Here is a 12,084-nt window from a genome sequence, read left to right as displayed (position 1 = left end):
TCCACTCCGAGGCACACCTCATCGTAACGCAAACCCCACTAACTGAACGGTATTGGGGCTAGCTGCTACCACTTCGGTATCATCGGCCTATGGCCATGACATTGCGACTGACGGAGGAGCAGGAGCGTGCGCTGACGCTTCTCGCCGACGCTCAAGGCGTCAGTAAGCAGGAAGCGACGGTTCGCGCGATCCTGGAGGCTGCCGCTCGGCACACCCATGACGAGCGGGTTCGCGCTCTGTCCCGCCGCGGCCGCGACCGGTACGCCACCTTGCTGGACCGCCTCTCGCGGTGACGATCGACTATCTGACTCTCGAGGACTTGCTCTCGCTGGCTGAGGATCTCGGCGTTGCGTCGGTCCGGGATCTCGGGCTGCTCGACTCGGCGGCCCACCGTCCGCAGACGTCGTTGCTCGGCCAAGAGGTGTATCCGTCGATTCACGACAAGGCGGCCGTCCTGCTCGAGTCCTTGACGAGGAATCATGCCCTCGTCGACGGGAACAAGCGGCTGTCCTGGTTGGCGGTTCACGTGTTCTACGGATTGAACGGCTATGACCTGGATGCTCCGGAAGATCCTGCGTACGACTTGGTCATCGCCGTTTCGAGCGGGGAGCGGGGGTACCGGGAGGTGTCGCCCCAGCTCGCCGAATGGGCACATTCCGTCTGAGTGTCTCTTCTTGAAGATGCTTGTCGGACAGGATGTGTCGGCGGGTTCCGCTAACCTGTCGCGCATGGCTGAACCAGTGAAGGGTCCCGCATCGTATTTCCCGTCGATCGAGGAGAAGTACGGCCGGCCGATCAGTGAGTGGCAGACGCTCATCCGCTCGTCCGAGCTGACCAAGCACATGGAGTTGGTGAATTGGCTGAAGTCGGAGCACGGACTCGGCCACGGTCATGCCAACGCGCTGGTCGCGCACACCCTGAAGGAGGACGCCGCCGGCTGACGGGCCACCGGCGGTAGCTCGCCGCGATGAATGCGGAATTTTGCCGCGGGATATCATTCCGACGAATCTGGTGTCGAGGGTTCTGCTGTCGAAGGGAATCGAAGTGAGCACGAAAATCGAACAACTGGAGTTCCAGGCGGAGACCCGCCAGCTCCTGGACCTCATGATCCACTCGGTGTACTCCAACAAGGACTCGTTCCTGCGGGAGCTCATCTCCAACGCCTCGGACGCGCTGGACAAGTTGCGTCTCGAAGCGTTCCGCAACAAGGACCTCGACGTCGACACGTCGGATCTGCACATCGAGATCGAGGTGGACGCGGAGAAGCGCACGCTCACGGTCCGCGACAACGGCATCGGCATGTCCCACGAGGAGGTCGTCGACCTCATCGGCACGCTGGCCAAATCCGGCACCGCGGACCTGCGCCGCAAGTTGCGGGAAGCGAAGGACGCCGCCGCCTCCGAGGAACTGATCGGACAGTTCGGCATCGGTTTCTACTCGACGTTCATGGTCGCAGACAAGGTGACCCTGCTGACGCGCAAGGCCGGCGAGAGCGAGGCCACGCGCTGGGAGTCGAGCGGCGAGGCCACGTACACCATCGAGGCTGTCGACGACGCCCCGCAGGGCAGCTCCGTCACCCTGCACCTCAAGCCCGAGGACACCGAGGATCACCTGCACGACTACACGTCGGAACGGAAGATCAAGGAACTCGTCAAGCGTTACTCCGACTTCATCGCGTGGCCGATCCGGATGGACGTCGAGCGCACGGTCCCCGCCGAGGGCGACGGCGAGGACGAGGTCACCACGACGTCCGAGACGATCAACTCGATGAAGGCGCTGTGGGCGCGCTCGAAGGACGACGTCTCCGAGGACGAGTACAAGGAGTTCTACAAGCACATCGCCCACGCCTGGGACGAACCGCTCGAGGTCATCCCGATGAAGGCCGAGGGCACGTTCGAGTTCCAGGCCCTGCTGTTCATTCCGTCCCACGCGCCGTTCGACCTGTTCATGCGGGACGGGAAGACGGGTGTGCAGCTGTACGTCAAGCGCGTCTTCATCATGGACGACTGCGACCAGTTGATGCCGGAATACCTTCGCTTCGTCAAGGGTGTGGTCGACGCTCAGGACCTCTCCCTCAACGTCTCCCGTGAAATCCTGCAGCAGGACCGGCAGATCCGCGCCATCCGCCGCAGGCTCACCAAGAAGGTCCTCACCACGATCAAGGACCTGAAGGCCGAGCGGCCCGACGACTACCGCACGTTCTGGGCGGAGTTCGGCCGCGCGGTCAAGGAAGGCCTGATGTCGGACAGCGACAATCGGGATGTGCTGCTGGGTATCTCGTCGTTCGCGTCCACCCACAGCGAGGAGGAGCTGACCTCGCTGGAAGACTACGTGTCGCGGATGAAGGACGGTCAGGAGCAGATCTTCTACGCGACCGGCGAATCCCGGCAGCTGCTCGAGAGTTCCCCGCACATGGAGGCCTTCCGTGCGAAAGGCTTCGAGGTGCTGCTGCTCACCGACCCCGTGGACGAGATGTGGGTCGGTGCCGTTCCGGAATTCGAGGGCAAGTCGTTCCAGTCGATCGCCAAGGGTGAGGTCGACCTCGATACCGAGGAAGACAAGAAGGCACACGAGTCGGAGCGGGAGGAGCAGGAGAAGGACTTCGCCGGCCTGCTCTCCTGGATGGCCGACGCGCTCACCGAGCAGGTCAAGGAGGTGCGGCTGTCGACGCGGCTGACCACGTCACCGGCCTGCATCGTCGGCGACGCGTTCAGCATGTCCCCGGCACTCGAGCGGATGTACCGGGCGTCCGGGCAGCCCGTTCCCACCACGAAGCGCATCCTCGAGCTGAACCCTGCCCACCCTCTCGTCACCGGGCTGAGGGAAGCGCACGGCGAACGCAACGAGGATCCCGCGCTGGGGGAGACCGCGGAGCTTCTCTACGGGATGGCGTTGCTGGCAGAGGGCGGCGAACTCGAGGATCCCGCCCGGTTCACCACGATGCTCGCCAACCGTCTCGCCAGGACGGTGTAGTTCCCCTTGCTGGTATTGGTCACGGGGGGAACAGGTTTCGTCGGTGCGTGGAGCGCGAAGGCGGCGGTGGACGCCGGTCACCGGGTGCGCTTCCTCGTGCGGGATCCTGCTCGCCTCGTGACCAGCGCGGCGGCGCTCGGGCTCGACACGTCCGATCATGTGGTCGGTGACATCACGGACGCCGCGTCCGTGCGGCGTGCCCTGGACGGCTGCGACGCCGTCATCCACGCCGCGGCCGTGGTCGCGGTCGACCCGCGTCGCGCGGAGGAGATGCTGCAGACCAACCTTGCCGGCGCGCAGAACGTGCTGGGAACGGCGGTCGAACTCGGCCTCGATCCGATCGTCTACGTCTCGAGCATCGCCGCCCTGTTCCAGCCGGGGGCCCGGCTGCTCACCCCCGACCTCCCGGTGTGCGGGCCTCCCGACGCCTACGGCCTCAGCAAGGCACGCGTGGAGCAGTACGCGCGTGACCTGCAGGCCGACGGCGCACCCATCGCGATCACCTACCCGGGCATGATCATCGGCCCGCCCGCGGGAAACCAGTTCGGCGAGGCCGCCCAGGCAGTCGAGGCCGCCGTCCACCTGCGGGGTCTGCCCGGGCGGGGCGCCGCATGGACGATGGTCGACGTGCGTGAGGTGGCCACGGCGCACGCCGCCCTCCTCCAGTCGGGGAGCGGCGCCCGCCGGTTCATGCTCGGAGGTCCCCGGATCCCGATCGCCGGGATCGCCGACATGCTGGCCACGATCACCGGCAGACGGATGGGCGTGTACCCGGTACCGGACGCCGCGTTGCGCCTGGTGGGCAGGCTGGCCGACGCGATCGACCGGTTCGTCCCCTTCGACACTCCGATCTCGGAGGCCGCGATGGAGTACTACACGCGGATGCCCGACACGGACGACCGGCCGAGCGAAACCGAACTCGGGGTGAAGTACCGCGATTCGGCGGAGACCCTGGCCGACACAATCGCCGGGCTGACGGAGGCGGGCCGGCTGTGAGCTTCAGCCGCGCGGAGTTGGAGTCGTTCCGGGACGCGGAGGTTCCCGACCTCATCGGACCGGGCTGCCGCCTGCTGTTCGTCGGCATCAACCCGGGACTGTGGACGGCCGCGACCGGGGCGCATTTCGCGCGTCCGGGCAACCGCTTCTATCCGGCTCTGCTGGGCGCCGGGATCATCGAGCGACCTATCGATCCGACGGCAGGCATGTCGGACGCGGATCGCGAGCACCTGATCGAGCGGGGCGTCGGCATCACCAACCTGGCCCAGCGCGCCACGGCGAAAGCCGACGAACTGACCGGCGAGGAACTGGCCGTCGGCGCCGAGCGCCTGCGCTCCGTCGTCCGCGACACCGCTCCCAGGGTGGTCGCCGTAGCCGGAATCACCGCCTATCGCACGGCATTCGGTGAGCGTGCAGCGAAGAAGGGCAAACAGCCGCGCACCCTCGAGGGCGCGGAGTTGTGGCTGGTGCCCAATCCGAGCGGTCTCAACGCCCACGAAACCGTCGCCACCCTCGCCGCGTCGTACCGGGAGGCGGCGATCGAGGCCGGAATCGTCTCGAGCTGACCGGGCCGGTCGCTAGGCTGCGGAAATGACCGTCGTCTACAACCTCGTCTTCGTCTGCCACCTGCTCGGCATGGCCGCCCTCGTCGGCGGCTATTTCGCGGTGCTCGCGGCGCCGCGGATCTCCGAGGTGATCGTGTGGGGTGCGCGACTCCAGTTCGTGACGGGACTGATCCTCGTCGGGCTGGGGGAGGCCGCACTGGACAAGGACTACAACCACATCAAGATCGGCGTGAAGCTTCTGCTCTCCCTCGTGGTCGTCGCGCTCGCCGAGATCGTCCGGGGCAAGCAGAAACGAGGGCAGGAGCGCCCGAACCTCGTCCACGTGGTCGGTGGGCTCGGCATCGTCACCGTGCTGGTAGCCGCCCTCTGGACCTGATCCCGCGCCCGTTCACTTCTTGGGCGGGGCAAGGATCTTCATCGCCCACCGCTGCGCGGACTCGGGCATCCGGTCCTTCATCGACATCGCGAACTCGCCGGCCTTCGTGCGCACCGACGTGCCCCTGCCGAACCGCCGGTTGAACGCGGATCCCTCGGTCGGCTGATCGAAGTGCAGCGGCGGGGCGCCGTCCGCGGCGCCGAGTGCACGCCCGATCACCATTCGCTGAATCTCGCTGGTGCCCTCGAAGATGGTGTACAGCTTGGCGTCCCGGTACCACTTCTCGACGGGATGGTCGCTGATGTACCCCCACCCGCCCATCGTCTGCAGCGCACGTTCGGTGGTTTTCACGGCGACCTCCGACGCCGCGAGCTTCGCCATCGAGCCCTCGCCGTGACGGAACTCCACGCCTGCCGCCGCCATCCACGACGCCCGCCACGTCAGTAGTCGTGCGGCGTCGATCTGGGTCGCGAGGTCGGCCAGCGGAAACGAGATGCCCTGGTTGTCGATGATCGGACCGCCGAACGCCTCCCTCCGGTTCGCGTACTCGGTGGCGTACTCGAGCGCGGCGCGGGCGATGCCCAGCGCCTGAGCCGCGACCATCGGACGGGTCTGCTCGAACGTGCCGAGGGTGGCCGATTTCCGCCGCGGCGCGCCGGTGGCCACCTCCTCCTGCACCTCACGGGCCTTCCGCATGCGATGCTGCAGTTTGTCGTCGCCGCCGAGCAGATGGTCGGCGGGCACCCGCACCCGGTGGAACTTCAGCTCCGCCGTGTGCGACGCACGGCAGCCCAGCTTGTCGAGCTTGCGGACGAGTTCGATCCCCGGGCTTCCGCCGGGAACCACGAAGAGGGCCTGCCCCCGATGCCCCAGCTCCGGGTCGACGGTGGCGTTCACGACGTGCACGTCGGCGATGCCGCCGTTGCCGATCCACATCTTGTGGCCCTCGATCACCCAGTCGTCGCCGTCGCGCGTCGCGGTGGTCCGCAGATTGCGGACGTCGCTGCCGCCCTCGGGTTCGGAGATGCACAGTGCGGCGAGTTTCAGCTTGCCGGGCTCGCCGAAGCATTCGGGTGCCCAGCGCAGCATCTGCTCCGGCGTCGCGGCCTGGCCGATCGACGACAGCGCCAGCGCGGGCATCACGACGGCGAGGCCGATTCCGGCGCAACCCCAGAACAGCTCCTCCATGAACAGGGGGAGGGACAGGCCGGTCGGGTCGCCGATCAGGTCGCGATAGAACAGCGGACTGTAGAAGCCCTCTTCCGCGGCCTTCTCGAGGACGTCCCACGGGAACTCCTGCGCGCGGTCGTGCTCGGCGGCCACCGGCCGGATCACGTTCTCCGCGAAAGCGTGCGTCCGTTCGACGAGATCCTTCTGTGCCGGGGTGAGCGCGAGGCTGAAGGTCATGGCAGTCCCTCGGTTGCCGTGTTGGTGTGCAACAACGTAACACCCACGGTCTTCGAGAACCGCGGATCACAGAATCCTGAGCAATGGGATTGCAATCCCATTATCTGATCGGAGTTGCTAGCGTCGAGGCATGGACGGCGACGAGACGGTCTACACCCACGGCCACGACGAGTCGGTGCTGCGGAACCATCGATGGCGCACCGCCGAGAACTCCGCCAGCTACCTGCTTCCGCACCTGCGCGCAGGTCTGACGCTGCTCGACGTCGGGTGCGGGCCGGGCACCATCACCGCCGACCTCGCGGAACTCGTCGCCCCCGGAGCCGTCACCGCCGTCGAGATGAACGACGAGGCCCTCTCGCTCGCACGGAACGAGTTCACCGAGCGCGGAATCGCGAACATCCAGACCGTCGTATCGAACGTCCACGCACTCGACTTCCCCGACGACAGCTTCGACGTCGTGCACGCACATCAGGTCCTGCAGCACGTCGGCGATCCGGTGCAGGCACTGCGCGAGATGAAGCGGGTGTGCCGACCCGGCGGAATCGTTGCCGCCCGCGACGCGGACTACGGCACCTTCACGTGGTATCCGCCGACACCCGAACTCGACGAATGGCTGACGCTCTACAAGGCCGTCGCCCGGGCGAACGGCGGTGAACCCGACGCCGGCCGTCGCCTGCGGGCGTGGGCGCACGAGGCCGGTCTCGGCGACGTCGCGAACACGGCGAGCACCTGGTGTTTCTCCTCCGACGAGGATCGCGAGTGGTGGGGTGGGTCCTGGGCCGACCGCTCGCTGCGGTCGGCCTACGCGGACCGGGCGCTCGCGCTCGGGCTCGCCACCGAGGCAGACCTCGACCGCATCGCGGCCGGCTGGCGTGCGTGGGTGCGCGAGAACGACGGCTGGTTCGCGCTCCTGCACAGCGAGATCCTGTGCCGGGTGTAGTGCACCGCGAAGCGAAAATCTCACGACTCGCGCCAGGGAATGGAACACTCGCCCCATGACGACGTTGCGCGTGGGTCGACTGTGGTTGCCGGGGCTGATGGTGATTCTGATCGGGCTGGTGTTCGCGCCCGGCGCCTCCGCGGCCCCGGATCGAGCGGTCTTCTCCGGAGACTCGGACCAGGTGATCACCGTTTACGCCCCGTCGGCGGGGTCGGTGAGCGCCGAACTGACCGCCTGGGAGCGGGGCTCGGACGGCACGTGGCAGGTGTTCGCAGGTCCTGTCCCCGCCGACCTCGGCGCAGAGGGAATCGGTGCGGCGAACGAATTCTCCACCCGCACGCCTGCCGGTGTCTTCCCGCTGTCGCAGGCGTTCGGCCGGCAGCCCGCACCGGCGACGGCGATGCCGTACTTCCAGACGGATCGGCGTGACTGGTGGGATTCGAATCCGCTCTCGCCTACGTACAACACGCACGTCCGGCAGGACGCGAGCCCCGGCGGAAACAGCGAGAACCTCTACTCGGCCGGACCGCTTTACGACTACGCGCTCGCGATCGGCTACAACGCCGCCCGCATCCCCGGCCTCGGTTCGGCGATGTTCCTGCACGTCACGGACGGCACCACCACCGAAGGATGCGTTGCCACCGACCGCGACACGCTGACGACACTCCTCGGCCGACTCGATCCGGCGAAGAATCCGGTGATCGAGATCGCCGTGGGCGCTTCGCGCCCGTGAGTGGTTAACGAGTCTCTGGACTCTTTAACCACTCACGGGCGGCGGAGCCGCCTACAGGCCGGGGCGCTTGCCGATGGTGAGGGTGGGGGTGGAGACGCCGGCGAAGAAGTCCTCGCCCTTGTCGTCGACGACGATGAAGGCCGGGAAGTCCTCGACCTCGATCTTCCAGACCGCTTCCATGCCGAGCTCTTCGTACTCGACGATCTCGACCTTCTTGATGCAGTCGAGGGCGAGACGCGCCGCGGGACCGCCGATCGACCCCAGGTAGAAGCCGCCGTAGGACTTGCAGGCGTCGGTGACCTGCTTGGACCGGTTGCCCTTCGCGAGCATCACCATGGAGCCGCCCGCGGCCTGGAACTGATCCACATAGGAGTCCATCCGACCGGCGGTGGTGGGGCCGAAGGAACCGGACGCCATGCCGTCGGGGGTCTTGGCCGGACCGGCGTAGTACACCGGGTGGTCCTTGAGGTACTGCGGCATCTCCTCGCCGGCGTCGAGCCGCTCCTTGATCTTGGCGTGGGCGATGTCGCGGGCGACGACGAGCGGGCCGGTGAGCGACAGCCGTGTCTTCACCGGGTGCTTGGACAGCTCGGCGAGGATCTCGGGCATCGGCTTGGTGAGGTCGATCTTGACGGCGGCGCCCTTGCCGGTGCCGGAGACGCCGTCCGTCTCGGCGTCGAGCTGGGCGTCGGTGACCTCGGGGAGGAACCGGCCCGGATTGAACTCCAGCTGCTCGAGGAAGACGCCCTCGGGGGTGATCTTCGCTTTGGCCTGGCGGTCCGCCGAGCAGGACACAGCGAGAGCGACGGGCAGCGAAGCGCCGTGGCGGGGGAGGCGGATGACGCGGACGTCGTGGCAGAAGTACTTGCCGCCGAACTGTGCGCCGATCCCGATCTGACGGGTCAGCTCGAGCACCTTCTCCTCGAGTTCGAGGTCACGGAAGCCGCGACCGGTGATCGCGCCCTCGTTGGGGAGTTCGTCGAGGTAGTGCGCGGACGCGTACTTGGCCGTCTTCAGCGCGAACTCCGCGGACGTGCCGCCGACGACGATCGCGAGGTGGTACGGCGGGCAGGCCGCGGTGCCGAGAGCGCGGATCTTCTCCTCGAGGAACCGCATCATGCCGTCCGGGTTGAGGATCGCCTTGGTCTCCTGGAACAGGTAGGACTTGTTGGCGCTGCCGCCGCCCTTGGCCATGTACAGGAACTTGTACGTGTTCTCGTGGCCGGTCGCCGTGTCGGCGTAGAGCTCGATCTGGGCGGGGAGGTTGCTGCCGGTGTTCTTCTCGTCCCACATCGTGATCGGCGCGTTCTGCGAGTACCGCAGGTTGAGCCGGGTGTAGGCGTCGTAGACGCCGCGCGCGACGGCCTTCTCGTCGTCGCCGGGGGTGAGGACGTGCTGGCCGCGCTTGCCCATGACGATCGCGGTGCCGGTGTCCTGGCACATCGGCAGGACACCTGCGGCGGAGATGTTGGCGTTCTTCAGCAGGTCGAGCGCCACGAACTTGTCGTTGCCCGACGCCTCGGGATCGTCGAGGATGCTCGCGAGCTGCTTCAGATGATCGCTGCGCAGGTAGTGCGAGATGTCGTGGAGGGCGGTCTCGGTGAGCAGGCGCAGCGCCTCGGGCTCGACGGACAGGAAGGTGCGGCCGCCGGGTCCTTCGACAGTCGACACCCCCTCGGTGGTCAGCAGCCGATATTCGGTGGGGTCCTCACCGATCGGCAGCAAGTCCTCGTAGAGGAAGTCGGCCATTCTATCTCCTGGACAGCTGGTTGTGTGAAGTTCGTCTTCAGGCTAGACGCGGGCTCCGGCGGCCCTGTGACGCGGGGGCATGCTTTCCCCTGCACAGTGGTGTGGCTCACAGAGTTCTCACAAGTAAATCCGTACACTTGACTGGATGCTTGAACACGGAACCAGCTCGGCCGGCCGAATGACCCTTGCAGTCCAGGATCCCGTAGCCGCCGACGACGAGACGTCCGGTGCACGTGCCAAGCGGCCCGTACTGCACGCCTACCTCGACATCGCGATCGTGGTGGTCGTCCTCGCGGCCACGAATCTGATCGCGCACTTCACCACCGCGTGGGCCAGCATCGCGACCGTTCCCATCGCCGCCGTCGTGCTGCTCGTGCTCACCCGGCGCCGCGGACTCGGCTGGGCAGAACTGGGACTCTCGCCCCGGCACTGGCGCAAGGGGTCGCTGTACGCCCTCGCAGCGATGGGCCTCGTGATCGGCGTCGTCGCGATCGGTGCCGCCCTCCCGATCACCCGGCCGTTCTTCATGGCCGACCGGTACGCCACGATCTCCGGCGCCCTGATCGCGTCGATGATCGTCATCCCGCTGCAGACCGTCATCCCCGAGGAACTCGCGTTCCGCGGCGTGCTGCACGGCACCCTCGACCGCGTGTACGGCGCCCGCGGCGTCTTCGCGGCGGGATCGCTGATGTTCGGTCTCTGGCACATCGCGTCCTCGCTGGGACTGACGTCGGGCAACAAGGGATTGTCGAGCTTTCTCGGCGGCGGCGTCCTCGGGCAGGTGCTCGGCATCTTGGCGGCGGTGGTCGCCACCGCGGCCGCGGGCATCGTGTTCACCTGGCTCCGCCGCCGCAGCGGCAGTCTGATCGCGCCCATCGCGCTGCACTGGTCGTTGAACGGCGCGGGTGCGCTCGCGGCCGCCGTCGTGTGGCACACGACCATGGCCTGAGCAGGGTCAGGCCTCCGGGGCGCCAAGCCACTCGAGCAGCTTCTCGTACACCGACTCGTGGTTGAGCATCGTGAAATGATTCGCGGGTGCGAGGTGCATGCCGTCCTCGTCGCGGAAGCCGATCATCCGCGTCCGGTTCCGTCCGGACGCGCTCGGCACGAGCACCATGCCGTCGCCGAGCAGGCGGCCCAGCGGATGCCGCGGGCTTCGCGTGATGGTCGCGGAGACGAAGCAGTATGTCACGCCGTCGAGGAGGGGGACCTCGCTGATGGCCGCGGCACGGAGGGCGTCCGGGTCGCGACCGCGCCAGTCCTCGTCGACGAGCGAACCCTGATTCAGATCCCGGATGCCGGCGCTCCTCCGGCGCAGGAGTCCGGAGATCGCCCGCGTCTCGGGCAGTGCGGCCAGGCCGGCGGTCGCATAGTGGACGGCCTGCTCCAGCGGGGCGCCGAGGTGAGGTGAGCCGAGGCTCACGAGCTGCCGCACCCGCCGTACCCACGGGCGGTCGTCGAGGAAGGCGATTCGGCAGGCGCTGCGGGCGACGAGGCCGCCCATGGAATGCCCCACGAGTGCGATCGACTCGACGTCCACCGGCCAGTGCTCGGTGACCGCGTCCAGAAGGTCGGACAGGCTCCTGCCGTTGTCGGAGATGTGCCGGCCGGAGTTGTAGCGGATCTGCAGCGCCGTGTATCCCAGGTCGGTCTCGAGTCGTTCACCGTAGGTCGGGCGGCCGCCCAGCGACCACGCGTCCTCGGTCTCGACGAGTCCGTGCAGGAAGACGACGATGCGGCCGCGGGCGTGGGGGAAGGCATCGGCGAGCGTGGACTCGGCGGCCGTGAGTGCGACGCCGCCCACCCGTATCGCCAGGGGTTCGGCGAGCACGGACCCCTCCGATTCCAGTACGTCGCCGATCAGCCCCTGGATCGCGGCGATGGCCCGGGCTCCGCGGCGCGTCTGGGATGGCGGGACGTTCTCCGCCGACGGGAAGTCGAGGAACTGTCCCGCGAGGGAACCCCCGAGTCGGGCGGTGTCGGTGACGAGCGAATACACGGCGGCGGCGATCTCGTCGTGGAGCGCCTTCGCGGGGAGGGCACGGGTGCCGACGCCGAGCCGTACCCCGGCGAAGACGCGGTCCGAGACCGCGCGGTGGATGCTGCCGAGACCGCCGGCGGCGGCCCCGATTTCGTCGAGGGCCAGCCGGGCGAGTGCCCGCACCTCGGAGCGGCGTCTGATCTGCGGGTCGGTCACGAGTTTTGAGTGTACGCATGTGCACTGAGATGTGCGCGTGCCGCGAACCCGCCGAAATGTGCAGGGCAGGCAATTATTTCGCGAATTAACCAACGGTGAAACGGGAATCTTGATCTTGCGAATGGCGAATCGATTGGTCGACCGACC

The 12,084-nt window shown here is 67.5% G+C and carries 13 protein-coding genes; 10 read left to right on the top strand and 3 right to left on the bottom strand.

All coding sequences use genetic code 11. The features are described 5' to 3' along the window. Window positions 1-89 precede the first annotated feature (89 nt). From P3H15_RS38405 to P3H15_RS38375, 7 genes are all read left to right on the top strand, one after another. The gene (locus P3H15_RS38405) at window positions 90-293 is read left to right on the top strand and encodes a CopG family transcriptional regulator (RefSeq protein ID WP_072940618.1); all 204 of its coding nucleotides are present in this window, start codon (window positions 90-92) and stop codon (window positions 291-293) included. Further along, the gene (locus P3H15_RS38400; protein WP_276142041.1) at window positions 290-664 is read left to right on the top strand and encodes a type II toxin-antitoxin system death-on-curing family toxin; all 375 of its coding nucleotides are present in this window, start codon (window positions 290-292) and stop codon (window positions 662-664) included. Before P3H15_RS38405 ends, P3H15_RS38400 begins: the two co-directional genes overlap by 4 nt. Window positions 665-728: 64 nt before the next feature. Further along, the gene (locus P3H15_RS38395; RefSeq protein ID WP_276142040.1) at window positions 729-941 is read left to right on the top strand and encodes a DUF4287 domain-containing protein; all 213 of its coding nucleotides are present in this window, start codon (window positions 729-731) and stop codon (window positions 939-941) included. A 103-nt stretch (window positions 942-1,044) separates the two neighbouring features. Further along, window positions 1,045-2,973, top strand: a complete 1,929-nt coding sequence (htpG, locus tag P3H15_RS38390) for a molecular chaperone HtpG (RefSeq protein ID WP_276142039.1) — start codon at window positions 1,045-1,047, stop codon at window positions 2,971-2,973. 6 nt (window positions 2,974-2,979) lie between these two features. Then, window positions 2,980-3,969: an NAD-dependent epimerase/dehydratase family protein gene (locus P3H15_RS38385; protein WP_276142038.1), complete on the top strand. Its 990-nt coding sequence runs from the start codon at window positions 2,980-2,982 to the stop codon at window positions 3,967-3,969. Continuing rightward, entirely contained in the window at window positions 3,966-4,535 is a 570-nt protein-coding gene (locus P3H15_RS38380; protein WP_276142037.1) for a mismatch-specific DNA-glycosylase, read from the top strand. Before P3H15_RS38385 ends, P3H15_RS38380 begins: the two co-directional genes overlap by 4 nt. A 25-nt stretch (window positions 4,536-4,560) precedes the next feature. After that, window positions 4,561-4,911, top strand: coding sequence for a hypothetical protein (locus P3H15_RS38375; RefSeq protein WP_276142035.1), 351 nt, complete (start codon window positions 4,561-4,563; stop codon window positions 4,909-4,911). A 12-nt stretch (window positions 4,912-4,923) separates the two neighbouring features. On the opposite strand, the gene P3H15_RS38370 is transcribed toward P3H15_RS38375, so the two are convergent. Next, the gene (locus tag P3H15_RS38370; RefSeq protein WP_276142033.1) at window positions 4,924-6,318 is read right to left on the bottom strand and encodes an acyl-CoA dehydrogenase family protein; all 1,395 of its coding nucleotides are present in this window, start codon (window positions 6,316-6,318) and stop codon (window positions 4,924-4,926) included. A gap of 130 nt (window positions 6,319-6,448) precedes the next feature. On the opposite strand from P3H15_RS38370, the gene P3H15_RS38365 reads away from it, so the two are divergent. Further along, the gene (locus P3H15_RS38365) at window positions 6,449-7,258 is read left to right on the top strand and encodes a class I SAM-dependent methyltransferase (protein ID WP_276142031.1); all 810 of its coding nucleotides are present in this window, start codon (window positions 6,449-6,451) and stop codon (window positions 7,256-7,258) included. A gap of 55 nt (window positions 7,259-7,313) precedes the next feature. Beyond that, on the top strand, window positions 7,314-7,991 hold the full coding sequence (locus tag P3H15_RS38360; RefSeq protein WP_276142030.1) for a L,D-transpeptidase: 678 nt from the start codon (window positions 7,314-7,316) through the stop codon (window positions 7,989-7,991). 51 nt (window positions 7,992-8,042) lie between these two features. Here the strand turns inward: P3H15_RS38360 and P3H15_RS38355 are convergent, their stop codons facing one another. Continuing rightward, window positions 8,043-9,740, bottom strand: coding sequence for a fumarate hydratase (locus tag P3H15_RS38355; protein WP_276142029.1), 1,698 nt, complete (start codon window positions 9,738-9,740; stop codon window positions 8,043-8,045). 178 nt (window positions 9,741-9,918) lie between these two features. On the opposite strand from P3H15_RS38355, the gene P3H15_RS38350 reads away from it, so the two are divergent. Further along, window positions 9,919-10,689 (top strand): CPBP family intramembrane glutamic endopeptidase, encoded by a 771-nt coding sequence (locus tag P3H15_RS38350; protein ID WP_276142045.1) that lies wholly within the window; start codon window positions 9,919-9,921, stop codon window positions 10,687-10,689. 6 nt (window positions 10,690-10,695) lie between these two features. Here P3H15_RS38350 and P3H15_RS38345 read toward each other — a convergent pair whose 3' ends face one another. After that, on the bottom strand, window positions 10,696-11,937 hold the full coding sequence (locus P3H15_RS38345; RefSeq protein ID WP_276142028.1) for a triacylglycerol lipase: 1,242 nt from the start codon (window positions 11,935-11,937) through the stop codon (window positions 10,696-10,698). Between the last annotated feature and the right edge of the window lie 147 nt (window positions 11,938-12,084).

The sequence above is a fragment of the Rhodococcus sp. T2V genome (genome assembly GCF_029269925.1).
Taxonomy (GTDB): Bacteria; Actinomycetota; Actinomycetes; order Mycobacteriales; family Mycobacteriaceae; genus Rhodococcus_F; species Rhodococcus_F koreensis.
The sequence above is the reverse complement of the archived record's forward strand: the minus strand, read 5'-3'. Positions and strand labels throughout refer to the sequence as shown.

Excerpts from the sequence above, each read along its gene's own strand:
- P3H15_RS38405 (WP_072940618.1), top strand. The coding sequence starts at position 90 with ATGGCCATGACATTGCGACTGACGGAGGAGCAGGAGCGTGCGCTGACG.
- P3H15_RS38395 (WP_276142040.1), top strand. The coding sequence starts at position 729 with ATGGCTGAACCAGTGAAGGGTCCCGCATCGTATTTCCCGTCGATCGAG.
- P3H15_RS38375 (WP_276142035.1), top strand. The coding sequence starts at position 4,561 with ATGACCGTCGTCTACAACCTCGTCTTCGTCTGCCACCTGCTCGGCATG.
- P3H15_RS38370 (WP_276142033.1), bottom strand. The coding sequence starts at position 6,318 with ATGACCTTCAGCCTCGCGCTCACCCCGGCACAGAAGGATCTCGTCGAA.
- P3H15_RS38365 (WP_276142031.1), top strand. The coding sequence starts at position 6,449 with ATGGACGGCGACGAGACGGTCTACACCCACGGCCACGACGAGTCGGTG.
- P3H15_RS38360 (WP_276142030.1), top strand. The coding sequence starts at position 7,314 with ATGACGACGTTGCGCGTGGGTCGACTGTGGTTGCCGGGGCTGATGGTG.
- P3H15_RS38355 (WP_276142029.1), bottom strand. The coding sequence starts at position 9,740 with ATGGCCGACTTCCTCTACGAGGACTTGCTGCCGATCGGTGAGGACCCC.
- P3H15_RS38350 (WP_276142045.1), top strand. The coding sequence starts at position 9,919 with ATGACCCTTGCAGTCCAGGATCCCGTAGCCGCCGACGACGAGACGTCC.